Below are 25631 nucleotides of genomic sequence, written 5' to 3' on the forward strand. Positions count from 1 at the left end.
GCTGTTGTTCCTCAGATGGGAGAAGAGGCGCGATCATCGCGCCGCGCGGGCGTTCGTGCAAACGCTGCCCAGACGGCGCCCAGCACGATCAGCGCGCCGCCAGCGAGGATGCGCGGGCTCATGTCGGCCGCACCCAGCGCCACCGACGACACGCTCGCGAACAGCACCTCCGACAGCATGATTACCGAGGTTGCGGCGGCCGCGAGCCGGGCCGCGCCGTACTGCAGGCACACATTGGCGAAGACGAACGCTATGCCCAGCGGCACCGCCCAGCCGAGCCAGCCCGGCGATGCGTGCAGCGGCGAATCGAAGGCGCCGAGCGCGGTGCCGCCCAGCGCCGTGATGCCGGCCACGATGGCGCAGCCGCAGAACATTGCCAGCGCGCGCGACTCGCCCGGGGCCTGCCGCAGATGGCGCAGCGCGATGTTGGTAACGGCAAAGCCGAAGCCCGCCGCTACGCCCAGCCAGTCGGGCAGGCTCGACGGCACCGGCCAGTCGGCGCCCGGCGCCTTCAGCACCACCACCACGCCGGTCAGCGCCAGCGCCACGCGCGCGAGCGCGCCGCCGGTCGGCCGCTCACCCAGCAGCAGCCAGCCCAGCAGCACGCTCCACAGCGGCATCAGATAGAACAGCAGCACCACGCGCACCACGTCGCCCTGCGTTACGGCCCAGTTGAAACCCACGTTGGTGAAGCCGGCCGCGAAGCCCAGCACCGCCAGCATCGGGAAGGCCGCGAAGCCTTTCCACGCGTGCCGGCGCATGAGGCCCATCACGGTCGCGATGGCCAGGTAGATGAGGCAGGTGGCCCACAGCGGATGCATGCCGTGGCTTGCGATCTGGCGGAAGGGGAACCACGAAACGCCCCAGACGAAGGCGTTGAAGATCAGGGCGAGCGCGGGCATGGTGGCGTTGGAAAAGGGTGGAGCGCCGGGCGCGCCGGCCGTTTCACCAACGCGGGCGCGCGATGTCAGTGATGCTTGTCGCTACGGGCGATGGCCAAGAGGTGCTCGACCTCTTCAGGGTACTTCTTGAGGTTGTTCTCGTGCCAGCGCTTGATGAGCCACATGCAGCCCGCCACGACAAGACCGAACGCGCTGATCGCGCCGTAAGCCGAGAGGCCCAGCCCCGTGCACACGCTGTAGAAGCCGCCCAGCAGAAGAATGCAGGCCTGCTCGTTGAAGTTCTGCACCGCGATGGAGCGGCCCGCGCCCATCAGGTTGTGGCCTCGGTGCTGCAGCAGCGCATTCATCGGCACCACCAGGAAGCCGCCCAGGCCGCCCAGCAGAATCAGGAACGGCACCGCTAGCCACACGTTGCTGATGAAGTTCATGCAGATCACCATCAGCCCCATCGCGATGCCCATGGGGATCACGCGCGTGGCCATGTCCAGCCGCATGCGCATCGAGGCGACGATGGCGCCCACGGCCGTGCCGATGGTCACCACACCCGTCAGCGCCGAGGCCTGCGTGGTGTTGTAGCCCAGCGCCAGCGAAGCCCAGGCCAGCACGATGTACTTGAGGTTGCCGCCAGCGCCCCAGAACAGCGTGGTGGTGGCCAGCGAGATCTGGCCGAGGCGGTCGCGCCACAGGCGGGCGTTGCAATGCCAGAAGTCGGGCAGCAGCGCGGCGATGTTGCGCGCCATGCCGTGCTCGGGGTTGGAGCGCAGCGGGCGCATCTCGACGCCGGTGTGCGGAATGCGCGTGTTGAACCAGGCCGCCAGCACGTAGACGAAGATCAGCACCGCGATTGCGGCCTCGGCCGGCGTGTCGATGCCGGTGTCGATGAACGGGAGATCGAAGGCCAGCAGCTTGCTGGAGATGGAATGCCCCACCAGCGTGCCGCCCAGCACGATGCCCAGCAGGATCGATGCGATGGTCAGCCCCTCGATCCAGCCGTTGGCCTTGACCAGCTGGGACGCCGGCAGCAGCTCGGTCAGGATGCCGTACTTGGCCGGCGAATACGCCGCAGCGCCCAGCCCCACGATCGAATAGGACAGCAGCGGGTGCGAGCCGAACAGCATCATCAGGCAGCCCACCACCTTGATGGCATTGCTGATGAACATCACCTTGCCCTTGGGCAGGGCGTCGGCAAAGGCACCCACCAGCGGCGCCAGCACCACATAGAAGACCGCGAAGATCGGCACCAGTGCCGCGCGCTGCCATTCAGGCGCGCCCGAACTTCGCATGAGATCGACGGCAACAACGAAAAGCGCTTGGTCGGCCAGCGACGAAAAGAACTGGGCCGACATGATCGTGTAGAAACCGCGCTTCATCGATGGGCTGGCTGGCCAGAGGGTCTGCTGGCGGTAGTGAAAAAGTGTCGCGTTGCGGGCGAATGGGCGGTTATAGCACGGGGGTGCGACGCGGAATCCGGCGTCCCCACGGTGTTCGACCTCATTCCCGAAGATGCTAAAACGTGGTCTGCATTGTCCCCGAGTCTCTCCCGGAACCACCCATGCCGCGTCCCATACTCGCAACTGTCCATACCGACGCCCTGCGTCACAACCTCGACCGGGCGCGCCGCTCGGCCCTCGAAGCCCGCGTCTGGGCCGTCGTCAAGGCCAACGCCTATGGCCATGGCATCGAGCGGGTCTATGAGGGATTGCGCGGCGCCGACGGCTTCGCGCTGCTCGATCTGGCCGAAGCCGAGCGCGTGCGCGCCCTCGGCTGGCGCGGCCCGGTGCTGCTGCTGGAAGGCGTGTTCGACGCCCGCGACCTGGAGCTGTGCTCGCGGCTGGACCTCTGGCACACCGTGCATTGCGACGAGCAGATCGACATGCTCGCCGCCCACAAGACCCTGAAGCCGCAGCGCGTGTTCCTGAAGATGAATTCGGGCATGAACCGCCTGGGCTTCACGCCCGAGCGCTTCGGCTCCGCCTGGACCCGTCTCAACGCGCTCACGCAGGTCGACGAGATTTCGCTCATGACCCACTTCAGCGACGCCGACGGCGCGCGCGGCATCGGCCACCAGTTCGAGACCTTCGAGCGCGTCACCCGCGACCTGCCGGGCGAACGCTCCATCGCCAACAGCGCCGCCACCCTGCGCCACGCCGACCAGACGCGTGGCGACTGGGTGCGCCCCGGCATCCTGCTGTACGGCAGCGCGCCCGACTTTCCCGAACACGATTCGGCGCACTGGCAGCTGCAGCCCACCATGACGCTGTCGACGCAGCTCATCTCGGTGCAGACGCTGAAGGCCGGCGACACCATCGGCTACGGCTCCAACTTCACGGCCGAGGGGCCGCTCACCATCGGCGTGGCGGCAGTCGGCTATGCCGACGGCTATCCGCGCCACTGCAACACCGGCACGCCGGTGCTGGTGAATGGCGTGCGCACCCGCATGGTCGGCCGTGTGAGCATGGACATGATCACCGTCGACCTCACGAACATGCCCGACGCCAAGTTCGGCAGCGAGGTCACGCTGTGGGGCAAGTCGGCGAAGACAGGCGCCGTGCTCCCCATCGACGAGGTCGCGCGAGCCGCGGGCACCGTCGGCTATGAACTGATGTGCGCCGTGGCGCAGCGCGTACCCTTCGCTCCCGTCGAAGGTCAATGAAGATCCTTTCCAACTGGCGCTCCGTGCGCCTGTGGGAAACGCAGGTCGAACGCGACCTGCATCGCGACTACAGCCTGCGCACGCACGGCATCCTGATCGGCACCTTCACGCTGTTGCTGATGTGGGGCGTGTCGGCGCTGCAGATGCACCTGCTGCATGTCGATTCGCTGGCGGTGCGCTACTTCCTCACGCTGGGCGTGGGGTACCTGGGCTATCTGCTGGTGCTGCGCTGGTGGGCCAGGCGGCTGGTCGAGGGCCGCAGGACGGACTTCGATGTCGATGCGCCCGACGTTGACTTCGGCAGCGGACGCGGCGGCGGCTCCCAGAGCCACGTGAGCGTCGGCGATGCCCATGGCGGTGGTGGCGGCGGCGATGGCAGTGCCCTGTCCGACGTGGCGAGCGGTGCGCTCGAAGTCGCCGGTTCCGCGGACGAAGGCGCGATCATCGTCGTGCCGGTGGTCGCCATTTTCCTGATCTGTGTGGCCATCCTGTTCGGCGCCGGCTCGCTCGTGCTGCTGTACTTCAGCTGGGACGCGCTGCTGGCCGTGGCCATCGAAGTCGCCTTCTCGTACGTGTCGGCGCGCGCCGCGGTGCGGGTGGCGCGCGAAGGCTGGCTCATGGCCGCCGTGCGGCTCACGTGGAAGCCGCTGCTGGGTGCGGTCGCGAGCGCGGTGATCCTCGGCGCGCTGCTCGATCACTTCATGCCGCAGGTCAACTCCTTGCCCGAGGCGGTGCGCGTTCTGCTGAAGAAGCACTGAGTTCACACGGCGCGAAACACCTCAGGAAAATCGCCCGTCTTCTGTCCGTCGCGCCACGCGAGGCCCGCGGTGTCCAACGGCCCGGGCAACAAGGACGGACGATGCCTCAGCCTGAGTTCGTCGTCGGCGTAGAGGATGGCAAAGGCCCTGCGCTTCTCGTTGAAGTTCACGCCGGGGCCGGCATGGTGCAGTGCCCGGTAGTTGAAGACCACCACGTCGCCCGGGTCCACCTCGTAGCCCACGATGTCGAAGGCGCTGCGATTGGCTTCGATGTCCGGCAGTTCGAATTCATCGTCCAGCACCTCGATCTTGCTGCCGCTCAGCCCATAGTGCGTTTTCCAGAGATGCGAGCCGCGCACCACCTCGATGGCGGTCTCGCGCGGCATGTGGTCGACCGGCATCCACACGCGCACGATGCGGTGGCTGTCGGCCAGTCCATAGGACGTGTCCTGGTGCCAGGGCGTCTCGGCGGCAGGGCCGCGGCCTTTGTAGAACAGCTGGTCGTAAATCCAGCGCAGCCGTCTCGTCACGGTCAGCTGCTTGGCGATCTCGCCGGCGCCTGACTCGAACACCACGCGCTGGAGCATGCCGTTCTTCATCGAAGGCATCTGGTCGATCAGCAGATAGAGCGGGTCGGCATCCACCACGGTCGCGTAGGGCGAAGGAGCGCGGCGCTGCTGCTCGATGCCGTCCTGGGCCAGTTGGATCCATTCGGGCGAGATGATCTTGCGCAGGCACACCACGCCATCCCTCAGGAACCGAAGGCGCTCGTCGATGCTTACGCTGCGAAGCAAAGGGTTGCTCATAAAGATCTCCAAGGCCTGCTTGCCCGTTTTCAGGCACTCTCCCCTGTCGTTGTCGCTCGCATGAAATAGAACAGCCAGCCGATCATCAAAGCGGCCATGCAGGCGAAGCCCCAGGTCATGGCGCGGATGGTCTGGATGTAGGAGATGGGTGGCGCTGCCGCGAACATCAGAATGGCGAACACCACGGCGCCGACGATCGAGCACAGCAAGAGGGCACCTGGCCGCGCGGCCGCCCTGAAGCCCGTCCGCAGGCACATGGTCAGCCCGAAGATCGCGGGCGCATAGAAGAAGGGGGAAAAATCCATTCCCTTGTAGTTCGGACCGAATGCGAGGACGACGAGGCGGGGCCCCAGCAGGCCCAGCAAGACGCCGACTCCTTCGGCAATCACGAACCCGAGCAGCACGAACTTGATGAAATCGCGGAAGGCTTTTTTTCTTCCTTCGGAATTCCAGTTCGCCGCCAATTGCGGAAGCAGGTAGTAGCCAAGCGCCGACAGCACGTACTGCATCGGCAGCAGGAAGGTGATGTAGATCTTGAGCAAGCCACCCTGCTCGGAATCTGCCGAGGAGCCAAGCAGCAGGATGGCCCCTCCCGTCATGATCCAGCTCATGAACTGGGAGAGGCTGGCTTTCCAGCCATAAGCCATCGATTCGCCGACCGTCAGCCCTTGCGCATTCTTCGCTGCCGGGAGCGGAAGCATCACGTTCCCCGCATTCCTGAGCACCAGAAAAAGAAACGGGACCTGGATGATGGAAATCAGCAGCAGGGCTTCCATCCACGTCGCGGGCTTTTCGGCTTTCAGGATGGCGACATATCCCACGCCGACCAGCACACCGGTAACGCACAGAATCCCGTACCGCCGCCCAGTGAGCAGGAGGCTGCGCGAGATCCAGAAGATCTCGTAGCCGACGATCAGGGCCACGCCCACCCAGTGCAGCTGCCCGGGAAAAGCCGCCACTTGCCAGGCCGCGTACCCCAGAAGAGAAAAAAGAACCACCAGAGCCCATGAGAGCCATGCCGCGGATCGATGCGCGTAGTAGCGCTTGATCAGCAAGGGCTCATGCACCATGGCCATGTGCAGGATGTATTGAAAGCTGCTCACCGCCAGGAATGCGGAGGCAACGCCGAAATCCGAAGGCGAAAGCACGCGGGCCAGCGCAAAGCTCAGCAGCAGTTGGCTCGCGCTGTATATGCATTGGTCTGCAACGGCGTAGATCGGACCACCAAGGCGTTTTCTGAGTCCGGACAGATGCTTCATCCCGTTCAGTCCGATATGGACAGCAAAACGGGATTGGCAGTCGCCTTCACAGAAAAGCTCCCGCCCGACGGGTTTCCGCAACTGCCTTCACGCATCTGGGGGAAGAAGTCGACGCGCGTGCATTTCTTTCCGCTGCCTGCGGGGACTGACACGGTTTGTTCCGGGCCCTGCGTCCAGACCACGTGCAGCAAAGACTCGCCGCGACGCAGCACGAGCTGGCTCATGCCCTTGGCATCCTGGTACGACACCTTCTGGGAGTGCCTGGCGATCTTGAGAAACTCGGTCAGCGCGGAGTAGGCCTCTTTCTTTTCTCCGGCTTTGGACTTGATTCCGAAGTTGTCTTCCTTCGAAAAGTAAGACTGGCCCCTGTCGCGCCACGCGTAGAGGTTCAGGAGCTTGATGCCCGCGGCGGCATTGATCAGGTACTCCCTGAAGATCAGCGAAGCCTGTGCGTTGCGGTCGCGAACCGGCATGTACGAGGCGTAGCCCCATTCCGAAGCGACGATGCCGGTCTTCTTCAGTTGCCGCTGGTCCAGTTGCGCACGCAGCTTCTGGTAGTCGGCCAGCGCCGTTTCGGGAACCGAGCGGTATGGATGAATAGAGATGTCCGTCAGGCAGTCGGTCCTGGCGGCCGAGACAAAGGCATCTTCCAGCTCCGAAGGAACCTTGCCTCCGGCGAAGGGCAGCTTCGCGAAGCCGTATCCGATGACGATGTTCGGCTGGATCTTTTGCTGCGCCAGCTTGTTGCACAGCTCCGACGAGGCGGTCCCGAAGTTCGAAAGAAGGTTGGGCTGCAGGAATGTCTTGTTGTCCGGCTCGTTCCATATCTCCCAGACGGCGACATCGGTGGTGTGCGCCTTCATGAAGTCGCTCGCAAAGTCCGCGAACATGGTTTCCTTGCTGCGGTTGCCGCCACGCAAGTCCGAGGGCTCGTGTCCCCAGATCTCGCGGCCACCAAACAAAGTGACGATGGCTTCGAGCCTGGCCTTGCGCACGCGCTGGATCAGGCCCGGGTAGTCGATCAAATTGGGGTTGACGCTTTTCAGCGGAGGCCGCACGCCGAACCGCACGAATTCGAAACCGGCCGCACGTATTTCATGCAGGTCGTCGTCCGTGATGGTCGCGGGATCGATCTGCACGCTCAGCGCAACCGGGTACTCCGAGGTCAGGCCGTCGATGCCTCGGGCATTGGCCGTGCTGATCGACGCTGCAATGAACAGCAGGGTGCCCAGCAGCCCGACGAGGCCTCGGGCAAAGAATCCAGAAATCTTCATGGCAGGACCGACTCCTTGTACAGATCGACGATGGCGGTGTTCATTCGCTGCGAAGTGAATTTCTCTTCGAAGATCTTTCGCCCGGTCTGTCCCATCTGCCGCAGGGTTTCATTGGGGATGCCGTCGATTTCCCGCAGCATCTGGTCCATCTGCTCCAGGGAAAAGAGCCGGCCGCTCCTGTCGTCTTCAACGATGTCGACGAGGCCGCCCACAGCGGATGCAAAAACCGCCTTGCTCCTCGCCATGGCTTCGACTGCAACGAGCCCGAAGCCTTCCCATCTCGACGGAACGATGATGGCGTCGCAGTCCTGGTAGACGGCGTCCAGCTCGTCTTTTTCCAGCCAGCCCTTGAACTCGACCCGATCGGACTTGGGAAGAAAAAGGTCATTCCGCACGGCATCGCCGACGACGATCAGCTTGAAATTCGGCTGGATCCTGTTGTACGAGTCGAGCAGGACGTCGATTCCCTTTTGCCGGTCCAGGCGGCCGACGAACAGGACTTTTCGCTGGCTGCGTTCGGCTTCATCAGGCAGCAATTGACTCGGCAGCCTGGGGCTGACGGAGTCGATCCCGTTGGGAATGCATGTGCATCGCCTGATGCCGGATTTCGACGCGATCCTGACCTCATGGCGGCTGATGCAGATGATGGCGTCGCTGCGCGAGGAAAGCAGCCGCTCGATCCAGCGATAGGCCGACTTCTTGTAGCGAGACGCAGCCTGATCGAATGCCCAGCCGTGGGAGCAATAGACGATCTTCACTTCGCTGGGTATCTGCCCGAGCATGGCCATGACCCGGACGATGCCCCCGGCAATCGAGCTGTGCAGGTGGAGCACGGAAGGGCGCTCCGATTCGATGATCTTCTTCACGCGCGCGGCGTAGCCCACCAGGGACAGGGGGCTGCGGGCGGTGGGCACCACGTGTGCGCTCTCGGGGTTCAGCCAATCGACCGTTCCGGGCAGTATGAATTTCACCTGGCTGATTTCCGGAGAGTTCTTCTGGAAATTCGAAACGATCCGAAGATAGGTTTCCAACCCGCCCTTGAGCGTTTCGGCAACGTGCAGTACTTTCATGGAGATTCGCTCCTCAGATCAATGCGTGGGTTCCGGCGATGACTTCGGTCTTCAATTCGTCGAGTCTTCTGCGGTCGGCATTTTTTTCGTTGAGCAGATTCAGTACGGAGGCCTTCAGCTCTTCCCGGCGTGGTGACAGGCCGAACAAATACTGGGTTCGGTCCGTCAGCTGGAAAAAGGACTCGACCTTCTTGTCCCAATTCATCCCGATGGAGGGAATGTTCAGGCTGTAGGCGACGATGTTTGCGTGCAGCCGGTGCGCTGCAATGCACGAGCAGGCGCTGATCAGCGCAACAAGATCGTCGGGGCGCTTCGGAACGACGAACGAGAAGCCCGGTGCGGCTGCCCGCGAAGAAGAAATCTCGGCAAGGATCTTGTTGTCCTCCGCCGCGCCGTTCGTGAAATACAGCACCCGCGCGCCTTCCGCCTGCAATGCTTCGGCCAGGCCCGAGAAGAATTCTGCGGACCCGCTGGTGCGCGTGTCGCCATATTCGGAATTCATCACCAGCGCATCGAGGCTGCTGACGCAGATTCCCACGTCCCACTTCTTGTCCGGGGAGAGCTCTTCCGAAAAGGCGCTCGCGCAAACCAGCGCGGGGTCGGGAACGACCTTGATCTCGCTGCGCGGGATGTCGAAGAACGCGTGCAGGTTGTTCGCCGAGTCCACATCGCGCGTCGCGTAGAAAACGGGGGCGGCGTTCCTGAGGAATTTCTTGACCAGAAATTTCCCCCAGAACGACCATTTGGCCGTGACGCCAACCGAGACCACCGCGACCTTCTTGCCGCGAAGCAACCTGCTCAGCAGAAACAGCTTGGCGGGAAAGTTCAGCGCCACGTCGCAGAACAGCTGGCCACCGCCGATGAGGACCAGATCCGCATCGTTGACCGCGGCTTGCCATTGCTTGCGCCAGCCCAGGAGGTAGTTCTTGAGGCAATACGCGAAAACGATTGCCGATCGCAGCAGGGCCGGCATCTTCTGGAAGATTTCGAACGCGCCGCCGCCACGCAGATTCGATTCGTCGAACGCGACGCGGCCGGCGATGTCGAGGAACTCCACCTTCGCCTCCGGATATTTCATGCCGGCGATGTGAGCCAGCGACGCCGCGATGACCCCGTCACCCAGGTTGTCGCTGTACGGCACCGCACAAATCAGGATTTTTTTCATCTGGAGACTGCTTTGTTCTCGGAAACTTTGATGGCAATGAGGTAGAGCATTACGGAGGTCAAATGCCTGGTGAAGCTGCCGAGATCTGGTTCGAATATCAATTGCACAAGAATGTGCGCTATGAAAAGGCTGCCGAAAAACCGCGGCTCGAATCGATCCGGATCGCGTTTGGACTTTCGCCGGGCTCTGTACAGAATGATCAGCATGGCTGCGATCATCAATTGCATGAACGCGTCGCTCGCAGTCTGAAAATAAAGAACCGGCGTGATCAGCACTGTTGCGGCATAGACGTAATTGACCAGAAATCCGGGGCCACTGGCGGGAGACGCAATATTGGTAAAAGCCGTTCTGTTGTCGCTGCCGATCTGTTCCGCGTAGGCATTCGAGGTATCTCGCGGCGATTGAAGCGTCTGCAAAATACTGGAAGGCGCCGCCATGATCGCTCCGACAACCACGATGGCGGCCAGAATGTGATATTTAATAGGGCGCCGCCACAGGTAATAGACCATGAAAAACACACCGACAATCAGCAAATAATATTGCCGTACGAAGACCCCGTAGATCGCGTAAAGAAAAAGGAAGGCGCCGACGGTAAGTACTTTCGACGTTCGAAAATAGATGGTCGAAACGGTGATGAACATGGTCATGATGAGCACGACCGTCTCCTTGGACGGCGCAAACATGTTCAGCATGATGCAAGGCGCAATCAGCAGCAGCCTGGCGAAAAAGTCGCCGGCCTTGCGAACGTCGTGAGTCGCGAAAAACAAAAATATGACGCTCACGCCGCAGGTGAAAACGTCCAGGTTGTCGACCCCGATAACGGCGAACAGCGCGGCGGTGACAGCAAACGAGTTGTCCATTTCGCCCGTGCCGCCGTAATTGAGGATCTCGATGATCTTTGCCGAGTCCACGCTCCATTTCTCGGGAAGCATTTCCCTGAAATACGCGTAGATGATCGTGTACACGAGCACGATCAGTATTCCGGCAATCGAGAATTGATTGAAGCGGCGCGTGCTTCTTCTTCTCACCGCCGGTCCCGGAATGGCGTGGCTCATCCGCATGTGGATTCCAATCCAATCATTTCGAAAGCGAAGGAAAATCTGTCCGGCCGGCCCGGCCGGAGCCGATCATCCGGGACCGATGAAATTCATCGGGACCCGTGACCGGCAGCAACCACCCAGATGGTTCTGAAGAAGATGTCCACGTCCTTCCCGACGGAAAGGGTCTCGACATACCTCACGTCCAACGCAACGCGTGCGTTGTAGGTCAGCTGATTGCGACCGCTGACCTGCCACAGGCCCGTGATCCCGGGGCGAACAGCGCAGTAGTGCGACCAGTTCTGGCCGTAGAGCTCCTTCTGCTCGAGCATGCAGGGGCGGGGGCCGATGAGGCTCATGTCGCCCGTCAGCACGTTCCAGAATTGCGGCAGTTCGTCCAGGCTGGTCTTGCGGATGAATTTGCCGAAACGCGTGATCCGTGGATCGTCGTCCAGCTTTTGGTATCCATCCCATTGGCGGCGTGCCTCCGGATTGCTTTTCAGATGTTCCTCGAGCACCTGGGCCGAGTTGGCGATCATCGAGCGGAACTTGTAGAACCTGAATATTCGCCCGTCTTTTCCGTAGCGCGACTGGTAATACAGGACCGGAGATCCGGAGCTGATCAGCACGAAGAGGCCGATCAGCACGAAGAGCCAGCCGAATGCCGCAAAAAAGAACAGCGCGGCGGCAATGTCTACCGACCTTTTCCCGATCCGCAGTACGGCCGGATGATGAATTCCGGTTTGCGATCCGCCTCGGGACATTTCGCCGCTTGCGTCCGAAATATTCCAGCCTTGCGGTACCAGCGATTCTTCAGGGTGGAGATTTCCCATGGGATTTCTCCGCCCGGATTTGAAGCGCGACAAGATTTCTCGTCGAAATGATTTCATTTTTGACGCACCTTTCCTCACGCAGGCAAAAGCCTGCATGTCCTCTGTTATGGCCTTGGTTTTTTGGCCGAGACGACCCGCACAAATGCCTCGTAGGATCTGCAATGCAGAAACTATTGCGCGGCCAAATGACTCGATGAAGGCAATACGAATGGACTAATTGCCATTTGTAGTGCCTTATTACTCCGAATACTAATTGAGTATTTAATCAATGAGTCAGGGTGAAATCCCGGCTCATGATTTTGAATTTAACTCCAATTTTCACGGTCTAGGTGGAATCCCTGTTGGTATTGTATGTATATTGTAAGTGCTTGTAAGCACCATATTTGTAACTCCCGCTGCCAGCGTGGCGGCGAGTTAAATCAATAGCATTCAGAATTACGCCATTTACCGTACGACCTGCATGCGCAAGTCTTCTGACGCTCTCATTCAATTCGCCGAGCTGGGTTTTTTCGGCGCGTGCAACGAGTAGCAAAGTGCTCGCAAGCGGGGCGACCGATGCGGTATCTGCGGCAACGAGAACCGGGGCCGTGTCGATGATGACGAGGTCGTATAGCGGAGATAACTTTTCCAGTACCTGGGCAAAGGAATCGCTCGTCAGCAGCTCGGCCGGATTGGGCGGAAGCACACCCGTGGTAATGATGTCCAGATTCGGCAGGGCCGACGGGCGAATCGCTTTCTCGAGGTCGAGCGTGCCGGCGATCAATTCGGACAGGCCGGAAGACCGCTGGATCGAAAGGAATTGATTCACGCGGCCCTTGCGCAAGTCCGCGTCGATCAGCAGAACCTTCTTGCCGGTTGCCGCGGTGATCGCCGCGAAGTTGACCGAGATGAAGGTCTTGCCCACGCCAGGCGTCGCGCCGGAGATGAGAAGGCGGTTGTTGGTCGCTTCCAGCATGGCGAACTGCAGCGCGGTGCGAAGGCTGCGCAGGCTTTCCACCGCGGGGTCTTCGGGGAACAGGTGCGCCAGGACGTGCTTGCCGACGACCTTGTTCTCGATGTTCCTCTCGACCGTGCGCTGGGCGGCGCTCAGCGGAATGCTGCTGTAGACGTTGAGCCCGGTGTGGCTTTCGATCTCTCCCGGATTGCGGATGCCGCCGAAGAACGAGTTCCTTGCAATCGCGGCGCCGATGCCGGCAGCCAGCCCCAGGATCACAGCCAGCGCGATGACCAGGGGCCGCTTGGGCCACACCGGTTCTTCCGGAACGATGGCGTCGTCCAGCAGGCGCACGTTGCCCACCTTGCCTTCCTTGGCCAGCCGCATCTGCAGCGAGCTGTTGAGAAGCGATACGTACAGGTCGGTGTTCACCTTGATGTCGCGCTGCATGCGAACGGTGTTCTGCTGCAGCTCCGGCATCTTGCGGATGCGTGCATCGACGGTTGCGAGCGCGCTCTTCCATGCGGCGACCTGGGTGTCCAGCGTCTGGACGGCGGGATGCTCGCTCGTGAAGCGCGCCGTGAGCTCGCGCCGCTTCTGTTCGGCCTCGAGCAGCTTGGACTGCAGGTCGATGGTCTGGGTCAGCGCGTTCTTTGCCTCGTCGTCGAGACTGACCGTGCCGTTCTGGTTTCTGTAGCGGTTGTAGATGTCTTCGGACTGCTCCAGCTGCTTCTTGAACTGGGGCAGCGCGCCGTCCAGGAAGCCCAGTGTCTTCTCGGCCTCGGCCGCCTTGCGCTCCATGTTCTGGCGAACGTAGAGGCGACCGATTTCGTTGAGCAGCTGCGTCAGCTTTTCTGCGTCGCCGCTTCTCCAGCTGACATCGAGTACGCCCGACTGCTTGCCTTTTTCCACGACCTTCAGGTTGTCCTGCAGCGCCAGGAGCGTCAGCTGCGTCGAAGACCGCACGAGCTGGAACTGCGCGCCCGGCTTCGCGTTGATGCTGCTGACCAGCAGGCTCACGCTTCCGTTCGGAACGCCGGGAACGTTCGCTACCAGCAAGGTGCCGATGGAGCCCTTCATCGGCGTATCGATGTCGGGGTTGCTCAGTTCGTACTGGCCATCGGCCCCGAGGGTCAGCGTGAACGGCTTTTCCTCGAAATCCGCGGGAACGTCGAACCTCGGAACGAGGATGCTCTCGGTGCCCGTCACGTAGCCCGAAAGCCCCATGAAGCCAGGGTCCGACAGCTCGGTGGCGCGGCGAGCGAGCCAGCTGCCCACGATGGGGGCATACCGCGGCCGTGCGCTGATGTAGAGCTTGGTGTTCTCCACGGCCTTGCCGAGGATGGCGCGCGAGCGAAGGATTTCGATCTCGCCCGCGGCCGGCGTCTTCACGCTCAGCAGCGAGGAGGCGGCATCGCCCAGGAAGCTGCCTGCGGAGTTGCCGGAATCTTCCACCTGCACCGCGACGTTGGCTTCGTAGAGGGGCTTGCCGAGGAAGGCATAGGCCGCGCCCAGGAGCACGGTCACGGCAACGATGGCCGCGACGAGCCAGCGGTGGTCGATCAGGATGTCCAGGTACTCGGCCAGGTTGATGCCGTCGCCATCCTCTTCCAGCGCTTGCATCGGCATCGGCGCGGCTTGCGGGGGTGCGTTCATGTAGGTTGCTGCTCGGGTTTTGTGATTTTCAGAATGCGGTCGATCCATGTCCGGACGCCGGCATCGATCAGGGCCAGGGCGTGCTCGAACGCCGCCTCGTCTTTTCCATACGGGTCGGGCACGTCCTGCGCGACCGAGAACTCGGCAATGCGGAAGACCTTGCCGCGCACGAAGGGGTAGGTCGATTCGAGATGGCGGCGCTGCTCCCGGTCCATCACCAGGATCAGGTCGGCCTGCCGGCACAGCATCTGGCTCACCTGCTGCGCGACGTGGTCCGAGATGTCGATGCCGCGCTTTCGCATGAGCGCCTGCGCCATCGGGTCGGCCGGCTTGCCGACGAGCGCGCCGGTGCCCGCGGAGAACACGCGCAGATGCGGCAATCCCGCGGCAAGCAGGCCTTCCGCCATCGGGCTTCGGCAGATGTTGCCGATGCAGACTGTCAGTACGGATCTCATCGGTGGTTCATGTAGACCTGGTCGCTGTAGTAGAGCGCCTGGGTCGCCGGCAGGATCAGGCTGGCCACCCGGCTCCAGGTGGCCAGCGGCACCGAGTCGATGTAGACCACGTCGCGCGGCTGCAGCGGAAAGCGCTCGGCCAGCGCCAGCGCGGCGGGGTTCTTCGCATTCAGGTGGAAGACCGACGGCGAGCCCTTCGTGTTGTTGGCGTTGTTGCGCACGACGTAGATCTGCCCCGTGTTCGCCGTGCCCAGGCTTGCGCTGCCGGCCTCGCCCAGCGCCTCGTTGAGGGTGAGCCTGCCGTTGTGCATGGTCAGCGCCGAGGGCTTGGCGACTTCGCCCATCACGAACACCTTGCTCTCGTCGCGGTTGCGCACCTGCACCACGTCGCCGTTCTGCAGCGGGATCTTGCTGGCGTTGCTGCCCAGGTCCTGCAGCTTGGGCAGGTCGATGAGCGTGGTCTTGTCGCCGCGTGTCAGCGTGATGAACGAACGGTCGCCGCTGGACGTGATGCCGCCGGCCCGGTTGAGCGCTTCGGACAGCGTCATCGGAACGTCGGTGAAGAGCTGCAGCCCCGGCGTGCGCACTTCGCCTTCCACGAATGCACGGCGGCTTCTGAAGGACTGGATGCGCACCGTCACCTGCGGGTCCTTGATGTAGCGCGCGATGCGCTTGGCGATCACGTCGGACGCCTCGATCTCGGTCAGGCCCTGCATCTGGACCCGGCCGATGTACGGAAAACTGATCTGCCCGTTGGCGCCGACGATGAAGCCCGGCGCCACGCTGATGCCCGTGGGGTCCGTCTGCTGGGAAATCACGGCGCCGGCGTTGGGCAGCAGCTCGGGGTGGTCATAGACGATGACGCCCACGACGTCGCCCGGGCCGATCGTGTAGACCGGGGCTTCGCCGAACAAGGCCTTCACGTCGGGCGGAATCGCCGCCGGCTGCGCCTCGGCCATCGCGCGGATGAGGCTCGGCGAGATGGGGACGAGCGCCTCCTGCGGCGTGCCGTCGGCAGCAAGAGATGGCGCCGGACTCTGATCGGGCTCGTAAGCCACCACGGAGCCAAAGCCCGGTGCGCAGCCCTGAAGCATCAACGCGCCGGCCAAGGCGGCACTCCACCCCATCAGGTACAGGTAGCGTGTCAAATGGAACTCCATTGCGAACTTGGTTTTTTCAACAACTGCGATTCATATGCAAAGCCCGAGCCCGATTTGCGCCGGTAATTCTTTTTATTACCAAGACGCTTTTCCGGCTTGACCGGAGATTTATCGGGAGAGCAATGAAAAAGAAATTGTCGCTGCCTTCGCAGCAGCCCTATTTCGTGGAGTAGACGCAAAAGGCGTGTCCATTCGTGGTGCGACCACGCCGGGGGCAGGGTTATCCCTTGCTTCCCCTTCCGGAGACCCTTTTTCATTGGGAAGCGAGGGGGCAAACGGCTGGTCAGGATGCCGTCAGCCGAAATGGAAAATGCAACTTATTAATTACCCCATTGATACGGGAAATCGTGGCTCTCGAACCACAGAGGCCACTCGCATAGGGTTTTTGACATTTCGTTCTACTTTGTAAGCAATTGTCAACTGAGTAGGACGTAGCCGACAAATCGTGGGCTATGAGCTTCAGTTCGTCCAGTTTGAGCGTCGAGCAATGACGCGGGAGGGTACCTAGTCGGCCGCTGCCCAAGGTGAACTGGCGGTAGGATTTTTGAATTACTTCCGAATTCCTTGCCCTTCGCCGGGGCCAGGAGCACCAAGACCGTGCGAAATCTGCCCAGGAAATCGATGAATGATTTCAGGCTAATTGCCGATTCAATTCAGGGGAAATGCGATTTGCGACAGCCTGATTGACACTTTTGTAGTGTTTTTTATTTTCATCATTCGGGAGCCGAAGGATGTTTCAGATTTCAATCAATGAAACTGTGCCTGGCTCATCGCGAGGCCGGGCAAATCAGAAAAAAGAATTCAGATCCGGCCGTGCCGACGCCGCGGCAGGTGAGATCGAAAAAACAAATTGCACCAATTCCCTGCCAAATTGAATGCGAATGTGTCAGGCGAAAAGGCTCAAAGCCTATTGCTCACGGTCGTCGCCGGGGTGGCCGAGCTGGTTCTTGGCCGAGCGCACGCCCCGCAAGACAAGGTACAGAGCGCCGCCGCCAACCAGCAGAAAGCCGGCCACAGCCAGGCCGCCCATGCCGAAGGCCCACCACCAGAACAGGCCGCTGATGGGCAGCAGCACCAAGGCCACCAGAAGTTCGATGAAGATCAAGCGCATCTATCTGTCTCCCCCTTCGCTCAAGCACGCATATAGCCTTGTTGGTGTGTAAGAAATCGCTACGTGCATTCGAATGGCGAGAGGATAGCCCAAGAAGAAAAAAGGGTGTACAGGGTTCTGCAGACGCTGCATTTGCAGTCTGCGGACCGAACCTGTGCGCCGCCTGACCTTGGATCCCGGTGCGCTGCGCCGGCGCTCAGTAAAGCCCGAGTTGCCGCGTTCTCAGGCGTGCCAGCCCCAGCAGCGCGTCGGTGAACGGCGTTGCCACCGCCGTCAGCTCGCCCAGTTCGCGCACCACCGTTACAAGCGCATCGAGCTCCACCGAACGCCCGGCTTCCACGTCCTGCAGCATCGAGGTCTTGAACGCCCCGAGCTTCATGGTGATGGCGTGCCGGTCTTCAGGGCTCTGCGTGATCTCGATGCCGATGCGCCGCCCGATCTCCTTGGCCTCCAGCATCACCGCCGAGATGAAGCCGCGCACGTAGTCGTCGCCCATGATCAGGTCGGTGGTGCAGCCGGTGAGCGCGCTGATCGGGTTCACCGTCATGTTGCCCCACAGCTTGAACCACACGTCCTTCTGGATCTGCGGCGACAGCGTGGTGTCGATGCCGGTGCTCTTCAGCAGCTCGACCAGCTTCTGCACGCGCGGCGTGGCCTCGCCCGAAGGCTCGCCAACGATCAGCCCGTTGCCGAAGTGATGCCGCACCACGCCCGGCCCGTCGAGCGAGCAGCTCGCGTGCACCACGCAGCCGATCACGTTGCGCGACGGAATGGCGCGGGCAATGGCGCCTTCGGGGTCCACCGCCGCGAGCCTGTGGCCCGTGATCTCGCCGCCGAAGCCGCCTTCGAGGAACCACCACGGCACGCCGTTCATCGCGACCAGCACGATGGTGTCGGCGCCGATCAGCGGCCCGATGCGTTCGGCCACGGCGGCCAGGGCCGGCGCCTTCACGGCGATGACCACCAGGTCCTGCACGCCAAGTGCTTCAGGGTCTGCCACGGCGTTGACGGGCACGCGCGTGCGCACCTCTCCACCCGTGCTGCCGCGCATCAGCGACAGCCCATCGCGCTGCAATGCCTCGAGCGTGGCACCGCGCGCCACCACGTTCAGCCGTTGGCCCGCCTGCGCGAGGCCGACACCGATCCATCCGCCGATCGCGCCGGCGCCGTAAATACAAATCTTCATGGGGTCCGTCGCTTCAGGTTCAGTTGCGGTACGTAGGGTCGATGCGGTCCACCTGGCGGACGAGTGCATTGAACACATCCTGCCCGGCGCCGTGCTCGGGGCTGAACTGCAGCGCGTCGCGCGTGCAGCGCTGCGCGATCTCCTCGCTCACCGGAATGGCGGGGCCCATCGAGAAGGTCGCCATCTGGATCTCGCAGGCACGCTGCAGCGTCCACAAAATCGCAAAAGTCTGCGGCAGCGTCTGCCCCCAGGCCAGCAGGCCGTGGTTACGCAGGATCACCGCGTTGCGGTCGCCGATGCTCTTGAGCAGGCGCGGGCCTTCGTCGGCATGGATCGTGATGCCCTCGAAGTCGTGGTACGCCACCATGCCGTGCAGTTGCGCGGTATAGAAATTGGTCTGCTGCAGGCCGCCCTGCAGGCAGGCCACGGCCACGCCTGCGGTCGTGTGCGTATGCATCACGCAGTGCGCGCCGGGCAGGCCGTCGTGAATGGCGGCGTGCACCGTGAAGCCGGCCGGGTTCACCGGGTAGGTCGAGCCGTCGAGCACCTTGCCCTGCAAGTCGATTTTTACGAGATTGCTGGCCGTGACCTCGCTGTAGTGCAGGCCGAAGGGGTTGATGAGGAACTGCTTCTCGCCACCCGTCACGCTGTCGGGCAGCCGCACCGTGATGTGGTTGTAGATCATCTCGACCCAGCCCAGCATCGCGAACACGCGATAGCAGGCCGCAAGCTCTTCGCGCGCGGCGCGCTCGTCGGGGTGGATCGAGGGATGGACCAGCGCCGAGGGTGCTGGAGTGGCGAGTGTGTTCATGGCAGTTCCTTCATGTGTTTCAACCTTCCGCGGTGAAGCCGACTTCCTTGACGATCGGCGCCCACTTGGCGGTGTCTTTCTTGAGCAGTTCGGTCAGCTCGGCCGGCGTGGAAGACATCGCTTCCAGTCCGAAGGTGCCGAGGCCGTCGATCACGTCCTTCTGCGCCAGCGCGTTCTTCATGGCCGTGTTCAGCTTCGCCACCAGTTCGGGCGAGGCCTTGGCCGGCAGGAAGAAGGCGAACCATTCGCTGTGGGCCATGTCCTTGATGCCGTGCTCGCCGAAGGTCGGCACGTCGGGCGCGAAGCGGCTGCGCTTGGAGCCCGACACGCCCAGGATGCGCACCTTGCCCGACAGCAGATGCTGCGTGATGTCGCCGATGGGCCCCGACACCGCCGAGATGTTGCTGCCCAGCAGGTCGAGCATGGCCGGCTGCGTGCCGCGATACGCCGCGTGCTTCAGTTCGACGCCGCCCTTCTGGCCCAGCAGCGCACCGATGAAGTGCGGCGTGGAGCCGGCAGCGGGCGAGCCGAAGTTGGCACCGGCCGGGTTGGCCTTGGCCCAGGCCAGGAACTCGGGCACGCTCTTCACGCTGGCCGGCACGGCCGGGCCCACGGCAAAGCCGAAGTCGAAGATGCAGGCCAGGCTCACCGGCGTGATGTCGACCATCGGGTCGTACGGCAGCTTCTTGTAGATGTGCGGGTAGATCGTGAGGATCGAGGTCGGCGTCTGCAGGATGGTGCTGCCGTCGGCCGGGCGGCTCTTCACGTAGCTCACGGCAATCTGGCCGCCCGCGCCGGTGCGGTTCTCGACCACCACGGTCTTCGCGTATTCGGGGCTGAGCCTGGTCGCCAGGCGCCGGCAGGTGGTGTCCGACGTGCCGCCGGCCGCGAAGCCGGTGACGATGGTTGCGGTCTCGATGTTCATCGCTTGCGCGAAAACGTTCTGGCCAAGGCTGGCCATCAAGGCCGAGGCGCTGGTGGTCTGCAGGATCTGGCGGCGCGTGAAGCTCATGGTGTCTCTCTCCGGACGTTGGTTATGGAGGGTCAAGACTCGTCGCGCAGCCAGGTGACCGCGCCCGAGTGGGTCACGGCGCCCTGGTGGGCAGGGCGCACGGTGAGCGCGTATTTTTCCAGCAAGCCACCTCGGGCGACCCCCACGTTTACCTCACGTCCGGCGAGCCGCGCCGTGATTTCTTCAGCCGTGAGTTCGACCGTGATCGAGCGTGCGTCAGCCCGCGCGTCGATGGCGATCACGTCGCCGTCGCGCAGCGCCGCAATCGGGCCGCCGTCCGCGGCTTCAGGCCCCGCGTAGCCAATGCACAGGCCGCGCGTCGCGCCCGAGAAGCGCCCGTCGGTCAGCAGCGCCACCTTGTCGCCCATGCCCTGGCCGTAGAGCAGGGCGGTGATGCCCAGCATCTCGCGCATGCCGGGGCTGCCCCTGGGGCCTTCGTTGCGGATCACGATCACGTCGCCGGCCTCGTACAGGCGGTTCTGCACGGCGGTCTGGGCTTCTTCTTCCGAATTGAAGACGCGCGCCGGACCGCGGAACACCAGGCCCTTCAGCCCCGCCGTCTTGAGCAGGGCGCCGTCCGGGCAGAGGTTGCCCTTGAGCACCGCCAGCCCGCCGTCGCGCGTGATCGGGTTGCCGGCCTCGCGCACCACGCGGCCGTCGGGCGCCAGCGCACCAGCCAGTTCCTCGGCCATCGTGCGGCCGGTGAAGGTGAGCGCGTCGCCATGCAGGAAGCCCTGCTCCAGCAGCGTGCGCAGGATGACGCCCGCGCCGCCGATGTAGAACACGTCGCGCGCCAGGTACTGGCCGCCCGGACGCAGGTCGGCGATGAGCGGCGTGCGCGCGAAAACCTCGGCCACGTCGTCGAGGTGGAACTTGATGCCCGCCTCGTGCGCAATCGCAGGCAGATGCAGCGCCGCGTTGGTCGAGCCGCCAGTGGCCGACACCACGGCGCAGGCGTTTTCCAGCGCCTTGCGCGTGACGATGTCGCGCGGCAGCGGGCTGTCGCCCATCACCGCCTTCATCAGCGTCTTTGCGGCGCGGCGCATCAGCGGCGCGCGTTCGCTGAACACGGCCGGCACCATGCTGGAGCCGATGGGCGCCAGGCCCAGCGCTTCCGACACCATGCCCATCGTGTTGGCCGTGAACTGCCCCGCGCATGCGCCGGCCGTGGGCAGGCAGGCGCGGCTCATGGCGTCGAGTTCGTCGTGCGTGGCGGTGCCGGCCAGCACCTTGCCGATGGTCTCGTAGGTGTCGACCACGTTCAGGTCGCGGCCCCGTACTTCTGGATGTGGCCCCGGCATCTGGCCCGGCAATGCCGAGCCGCCGTGCACGAACACGCTCGGCACGTTGCAGCGGACCATGCCCATCATCAGCCCCGGCAGGTTCTTGTCGCACGCGCCGATGGCGAAGATGCCGTCCCACTGGTGGCCGCGCGTGGAGGCTTCCACGCTGTCGGCGATCAGCTCGCGCGAGATCAGCGAGAAGCGCATGCCCGAATGCGCCATCGTCAGCCCGTCGCTGATCGACACCACGGGGCATTCGTGCGGCGTGCCGCCGCCGGCGTAGATGCCGGTCTTGGCATGCTGCGCCTGGTCGCGCAGGTTGAGGTTGCACGGGCTCATCTCGCCGCCCGTGTGGAACACGCCGATGTGCGGGCGCGCGATGTCCTCGTCGTCCTGGCCCAGCGCATGGAGAAAGCTGCGCGTGGTCGCGCGGATCGTGCCCTCGCGAATGGTGGCGGAGCGAAAGCGCTTGGTGGGGTCGGTGGGCGTGGTCATCAGGCTGGCGTTGGCTGCTGGCTGGATTGCGGACGGGTCAGAACATGCCGTTCTTGTTCGCGGCGGTCTCGGGCACGGGCTGCACCACGTCCCAGTGCTCGACGATCTTTCCGTTCTCCAGCTTGAAGATGTCGACGATGGCGCTGCCGCGCGTGCCGGGCTCGCGAACCGCGTTCACATGCAGGATCACGTAGTCGCCGTCGACGAAGCTGCGCTTGATCTCGCTCTTCGAGTTCGGGAACTTCTCGCGCAGGAACCCGATGAACTTGCGAAAGCCCTCGGGGCCGTCGGCCGCCGTGGGGTTGTGCTGCACGTAGCGGTTGCCCACGTATTGCAGGGCCGCATCGGCATCCTTCTGGTTCAGGCCCTTCTCGTAGAAGGCGAGCACGGTCTGGCGGTTGGCTTCCTGTTGGGCGGTGGGGCCTTGCTTGCCGGCGCCCATGGGTGCACAGGCGGCGAGGAACAGGGTGGCTGTCGCGGCCATGGCCGCCAAAGTCATGCGTTGCATCAAGGGTGCTCCGGTGTGAAGGAAATCAGTAGCCGTTGGGCGAGGCCACGCCCGGTGCGGCCTTGTACTTTGCGAGCAGTTGCTTCGCCGCCGCCGCCAGCACGATGGTGTCCACGCCCACCGCCACGAACAGCGCGCCGGCCGCGAGCCATTTGCGCGCCTGCTCTTCGGTGGTCGACAGGATGCCCGGCGCCTTGCCGGCCTTGCGGATGCGTGCGATGGCGTCGGCGATCACGGCCTGCACCTCGGGGTGGTTGGGCTGGCCCACGAAGCCCATCGAGGCCGACAGGTCGGCCGGCCCGATGAACACGCCGTCCACGCCCGGCGTGGCCGCGATGGCGTCGAGGTTCTTCATCGCCTCCACCGTCTCGGCCTGCACCAGCAGGCAGGTCTGCGCATTGGCTTCGTGCAGGTAGTTGGGGTAGGCCTGCCAGCGCGAGGCACGTGCCAGCGCGCTGCCCATGCCGCGGATGCCTTCGGGCGGGTAGCGCATGCCCTGCACCAGCCGCGCGGCCTGCTCGGCCGTGTCGACCATCGGCACCAGCAGCGTTTGCGCGCCGATGTCGAGGTACTGCTTGATCAGCGTGGTGTCGCCGACCGGAATGCGCACGATGGGGTGCGAGCGTTCCGACTCGGCCTGCGCAGACCACGCGCTGGAGATGCCCTGCAGTTGGGCGAGCACCGAGCGCACGTCGTTGGGCGCGTGCTCGCCGTCGACCAGCAGCCAGTCGTAGCCGGTGCCGGCGAGGATCTCGGCCACGTAGCCGTCGGCCAGTCCGACCCAGAGGCCGATCTGGGGCTTGCTCGCTTGAAGGGCCTGCTTGAAGGTATTGATGGGTGTTTGCATGGCGTCTTTCTTCTTTCAGACAAGGCGGAACGAGATGGCGCCGAGCGGGCCGTAGTCGGCGTGGAAGGTGTCGCCCGGCACGGCAGTGGTGGGCCGCGTGAACGAGCCGGCCAGCACCACTTCGCCGGCCTCCAGGCATTCTTCCCACGGCGCCAGCTTGTTCGCGAGCCAAGCCACGCCGGTGGCCGGATGGTTGAGCACGGCCGCGGCCACGCCCGATTCCTCGATCACGCCGTTCTTGTAGAGCAGCGCGCTCACCCAGCGCAGGTCCACTGCATCGGGCTTCACCGGCCGGCCGCCCATCACGATGCCGGCATTGGCCGCGTTGTCGGAGATGGTGTCGAACACCTTGCGCGGCGCCTTGGTGTGTCGGTCGAACTGCTCGATGCGCGCGTCGATGATCTCGATGGCGGGCACTACGTAGTCGGTGGCGGCCAGCACGTCGAAGATGGTCACGTTCGGCCCCTGCAGCTTCTTGCCGAGGATGAAGGCCAGCTCCACCTCGATGCGCGGCGCGATGAAGCGCTTGAACGGGATGTCGCCGCCCTGCTCGAAGAACATGTCGTCGAGCAGCGTGCCGTAGTCGGGCTCGTCGATCTGGCTGGACTGCTGCATGGCGCGCGAGGTGAGGCCGATCTTGTGGCCGCGCGCGACGCGCCCTTCGGCGATCTTGTTCCTCACCCATTCGCGCGAGATGGCGTAGCCGTCCTCGATGGTCATCTCTGGAAAACGCTTGGAGAAGTGCTCGACCTGCACGCGCGACTTCTCGCTTTCGTGCAGCTCGGCGGCCAGTTGGGCGATGGTGGTTTGGGAGAGCATGGACTGGCTTCGTTCAGGTCTTGTTGAACAGGGGATGCAGGTTGCTGTGCTTGCCGTCGTACACCTGCCCCGGGCTTTCGTCGATCTGCAGCGTGATGCCGATGTGGCGCTTCTCGAAGATCGGCGCGAAATGCGCGCGCACGTCGGCCAACAGTTCGTCGCCGGCTTTCTTCTTCACCGCCTCCGAGCGTCCCGCGGCCATGCGGATGTTGAGGTACACGAAGGCGTAGTCGGCCTTGCCGTCGGCCACCGCGTAGTGCGCGGCAGGGTAGGCCAGCACGCGCGTGCCGCCGATGGGGAACACCGGCTTGTCGGCCTCGTCGCGCTGCTTCAGCATGGTGTCGGCCAGCGTGCGGCACAGCGCCGGCATGTCGGTCTCGGCTTCGATGTTGGGCGTGTAGAGGATCACGAGATGGGGCATGGGTGCTCTCCGTTCATTCCACCGACATCGTCGCGGCCGTACACGTCACGGCGAAGATCGGGATGGCCTTCATGTGAAGAATCTCGCCCTTGCCGCGCGCGGCCGCGGCCACGCTGATGAAGGTGCGGATCTCGAAGCCGCCCTGGCCCGCTTCGCGGTAGGTGGCCTCGTCGCCGTAGTCGTCCTGCGAGAGCAGGCCCTCGCGGTCGTTGGCGCACCAGCGCTTCATGAACTCGGCGTCCCACGCGGCATTGACCTTGCCCGAATCGGGCGTGGCGGGCCAGTGCGAGATGCCGCCCGTTCCCACCAGCGCGATGCGCTCGGGCACCTTGTCGCAGGCGCGGCGCAGCGCCTCGCCGAAAGCCCAGGCGCGGTGCAGCGGCGTGAGCGGCGGGCCCTGGCAATTGATGTTGACGGGGATGACCTTGGTGTCGAACTCCGGCGTGAGGAAGTTCAGCGGCACCATGATGCCGTGGTCAAACTTCCACTCCTCCGCGTAGGCCACGTCCACCGTCTGCATCACCTCGCGGATCAGGCGCTGTGACAGCGCGGCATCGCCGGGAATCCTGTGCTTCTCGATGCCCAGCCACTTCGGGTCTTCGATCGGGCCCTCGTAGCTGTCGGCCATGCCAATTGCATAGGCCGGCATGTTGTTCATGAAGAAGTTCGCGAAGTGCTCGGCGGCGATCACGATCACCGCGTCGGGCTTCGTCGCGCGCATCGCCTCGCCGAAGCGGTGGAACTGCGCGTGGAACTCGTCCTTCACCGCCGGGTCGGCGAGATGTGCGCGGCCGGTGATGCCGGGGGCGTGGCTGCACACGCCTGCGAATACGAGGCTCATACGCCTGCCACCTTTTCGTCTGTACCTGTCGTCATGGCGTAGATGCCGGCACGTACGGGGCCGTACTTGCGCACGCCTTCGCGCATTGCTTCGAGATAGTCGGCCCACGGGATGCCCAGCAGCGGCGCGAAGTGCATCAGCAGCTGGCCATTGCAGCCGAGCACGTAGAGCTTGCCGATGTCGCCGGCATCGATGGCCTCGCGCTCTTCATCGGTGAAGTCATAGGCGCTCAGCAAGGCCGCGCGCGCCTCGCCACCTTCGGCATAGCGCCGCTGCACTTCCTGCTCGCGATTCAGCGCGAACAGGAATTTCTGCATCGCATAGAGGCTCATCGT

At 63.6% G+C, this 25631-nt stretch carries 25 protein-coding genes; 2 read left to right on the forward strand and 23 right to left on the reverse strand.

The genetic code is table 11. The features are described from left to right. Positions 1-11: 11 nt before the first annotated feature. Entirely contained in the window at positions 12-902 is an 891-nt protein-coding gene (locus ACN9MV_RS01385; RefSeq protein WP_426391078.1) for a DMT family transporter, read from the reverse strand. Positions 903-967: 65 nt separating this feature from the next. Further along, positions 968-2272 (reverse strand): lysophospholipid transporter LplT, encoded by a 1305-nt coding sequence (gene lplT / locus ACN9MV_RS01390; RefSeq protein WP_093175613.1) that lies wholly within the window; start codon positions 2270-2272, stop codon positions 968-970. 182 nt (positions 2273-2454) lie between these two features. Between lplT and alr the strand changes: the two genes are divergently transcribed. Continuing rightward, the gene (alr, locus tag ACN9MV_RS01395) at positions 2455-3555 is read left to right on the forward strand and encodes an alanine racemase (protein WP_426391079.1); all 1101 of its coding nucleotides are present in this window, start codon (positions 2455-2457) and stop codon (positions 3553-3555) included. Next, complete coding sequence (locus tag ACN9MV_RS01400) at positions 3552-4313, forward strand: hypothetical protein (RefSeq protein WP_426391080.1); 762 nt, start codon at positions 3552-3554, stop codon at positions 4311-4313. The genes alr and ACN9MV_RS01400 overlap by 4 nt, the downstream gene beginning before the upstream one ends. Positions 4314-4315: 2 nt before the next feature. Here ACN9MV_RS01400 and ACN9MV_RS01405 read toward each other — a convergent pair whose 3' ends face one another. The 21 genes from ACN9MV_RS01405 to ACN9MV_RS01505 form a co-directional block, all read right to left on the reverse strand. Continuing rightward, positions 4316-5119, reverse strand: coding sequence for a phytanoyl-CoA dioxygenase family protein (locus tag ACN9MV_RS01405; protein ID WP_093053279.1), 804 nt, complete (start codon positions 5117-5119; stop codon positions 4316-4318). Positions 5120-5148: 29 nt separating this feature from the next. Further along, positions 5149-6378 (reverse strand): lipopolysaccharide biosynthesis protein, encoded by a 1230-nt coding sequence (locus tag ACN9MV_RS01410; RefSeq protein ID WP_093076689.1) that lies wholly within the window; start codon positions 6376-6378, stop codon positions 5149-5151. A 5-nt stretch (positions 6379-6383) separates the two neighbouring features. After that, positions 6384-7652 (reverse strand): hypothetical protein, encoded by a 1269-nt coding sequence (locus tag ACN9MV_RS01415; RefSeq protein ID WP_426391081.1) that lies wholly within the window; start codon positions 7650-7652, stop codon positions 6384-6386. Then, on the reverse strand, positions 7649-8722 hold the full coding sequence (locus ACN9MV_RS01420; protein ID WP_426391082.1) for a glycosyltransferase: 1074 nt from the start codon (positions 8720-8722) through the stop codon (positions 7649-7651). Before ACN9MV_RS01420 ends, ACN9MV_RS01415 begins: the two co-directional genes overlap by 4 nt. Positions 8723-8735: 13 nt before the next feature. Next, positions 8736-9887, reverse strand: coding sequence for a polysaccharide pyruvyl transferase family protein (locus tag ACN9MV_RS01425; protein ID WP_307616083.1), 1152 nt, complete (start codon positions 9885-9887; stop codon positions 8736-8738). Then, on the reverse strand, positions 9884-10942 hold the full coding sequence (locus ACN9MV_RS01430) for a hypothetical protein (protein WP_426391083.1): 1059 nt from the start codon (positions 10940-10942) through the stop codon (positions 9884-9886). Before ACN9MV_RS01430 ends, ACN9MV_RS01425 begins: the two co-directional genes overlap by 4 nt. 92 nt (positions 10943-11034) lie before the next feature. Then, entirely contained in the window at positions 11035-11757 is a 723-nt protein-coding gene (locus ACN9MV_RS01435; protein ID WP_426391084.1) for a sugar transferase, read from the reverse strand. Positions 11758-12082: 325 nt separating this feature from the next. Further along, a complete protein-coding gene (locus ACN9MV_RS01440) occupies positions 12083-14347 on the reverse strand; it encodes a polysaccharide biosynthesis tyrosine autokinase (RefSeq protein WP_093053297.1) in 2265 nt (754 codons plus the stop codon). Next, positions 14344-14802, reverse strand: a complete 459-nt coding sequence (locus tag ACN9MV_RS01445) for a low molecular weight protein-tyrosine-phosphatase (RefSeq protein ID WP_093053299.1) — start codon at positions 14800-14802, stop codon at positions 14344-14346. The genes ACN9MV_RS01440 and ACN9MV_RS01445 overlap by 4 nt, the downstream gene beginning before the upstream one ends. Further along, complete coding sequence (locus tag ACN9MV_RS01450; protein WP_093053301.1) at positions 14799-15962, reverse strand: polysaccharide biosynthesis/export family protein; 1164 nt, start codon at positions 15960-15962, stop codon at positions 14799-14801. The genes ACN9MV_RS01445 and ACN9MV_RS01450 overlap by 4 nt, the downstream gene beginning before the upstream one ends. Positions 15963-16869: 907 nt before the next feature. Continuing rightward, positions 16870-17073 (reverse strand): hypothetical protein, encoded by a 204-nt coding sequence (locus ACN9MV_RS01455; RefSeq protein WP_176928761.1) that lies wholly within the window; start codon positions 17071-17073, stop codon positions 16870-16872. Positions 17074-17269: 196 nt separating this feature from the next. Continuing rightward, positions 17270-18259 carry a 2-dehydropantoate 2-reductase gene (locus ACN9MV_RS01460; RefSeq protein WP_093053304.1) on the reverse strand — a complete coding sequence of 330 codons (990 nt, stop codon included), beginning with the start codon at positions 18257-18259 and terminating at the stop codon, positions 17270-17272. 19 nt (positions 18260-18278) lie between these two features. After that, positions 18279-19070 (reverse strand): class II aldolase/adducin family protein, encoded by a 792-nt coding sequence (locus ACN9MV_RS01465; RefSeq protein WP_426391085.1) that lies wholly within the window; start codon positions 19068-19070, stop codon positions 18279-18281. A gap of 19 nt (positions 19071-19089) precedes the next feature. After that, entirely contained in the window at positions 19090-20082 is a 993-nt protein-coding gene (locus ACN9MV_RS01470; RefSeq protein ID WP_426391086.1) for a Bug family tripartite tricarboxylate transporter substrate binding protein, read from the reverse strand. A 32-nt stretch (positions 20083-20114) separates the two neighbouring features. Continuing rightward, positions 20115-21860, reverse strand: a complete 1746-nt coding sequence (ilvD, locus tag ACN9MV_RS01475) for a dihydroxy-acid dehydratase (protein WP_426391087.1) — start codon at positions 21858-21860, stop codon at positions 20115-20117. Positions 21861-21897: 37 nt separating this feature from the next. Then, entirely contained in the window at positions 21898-22368 is a 471-nt protein-coding gene (locus ACN9MV_RS01480; protein ID WP_093175579.1) for a nuclear transport factor 2 family protein, read from the reverse strand. Positions 22369-22393: 25 nt separating this feature from the next. Beyond that, entirely contained in the window at positions 22394-23215 is an 822-nt protein-coding gene (gene hpaI, locus ACN9MV_RS01485; RefSeq protein ID WP_426391089.1) for a 4-hydroxy-2-oxoheptanedioate aldolase, read from the reverse strand. A 15-nt stretch (positions 23216-23230) separates the two neighbouring features. Next, complete coding sequence (gene hpaH / locus ACN9MV_RS01490; protein ID WP_426391090.1) at positions 23231-24034, reverse strand: 2-oxo-hept-4-ene-1,7-dioate hydratase; 804 nt, start codon at positions 24032-24034, stop codon at positions 23231-23233. A gap of 13 nt (positions 24035-24047) precedes the next feature. Continuing rightward, on the reverse strand, positions 24048-24455 hold the full coding sequence (locus tag ACN9MV_RS01495; protein WP_426391091.1) for a 5-carboxymethyl-2-hydroxymuconate Delta-isomerase: 408 nt from the start codon (positions 24453-24455) through the stop codon (positions 24048-24050). A gap of 13 nt (positions 24456-24468) precedes the next feature. Next, positions 24469-25296 carry an extradiol ring-cleavage dioxygenase gene (locus ACN9MV_RS01500; RefSeq protein ID WP_426391092.1) on the reverse strand — a complete coding sequence of 276 codons (828 nt, stop codon included), beginning with the start codon at positions 25294-25296 and terminating at the stop codon, positions 24469-24471. Continuing rightward, positions 25293-25628: an aromatic ring-opening dioxygenase subunit LigA gene (locus tag ACN9MV_RS01505; protein ID WP_426391093.1), complete on the reverse strand. Its 336-nt coding sequence runs from the start codon at positions 25626-25628 to the stop codon at positions 25293-25295. Before ACN9MV_RS01505 ends, ACN9MV_RS01500 begins: the two co-directional genes overlap by 4 nt. Positions 25629-25631: the final 3 nt, after the last annotated feature.

The sequence above is a fragment of the Variovorax sp. R-27 genome (assembly GCF_049913215.1).
Taxonomy (GTDB): domain Bacteria; phylum Pseudomonadota; class Gammaproteobacteria; order Burkholderiales; family Burkholderiaceae_C; genus Variovorax.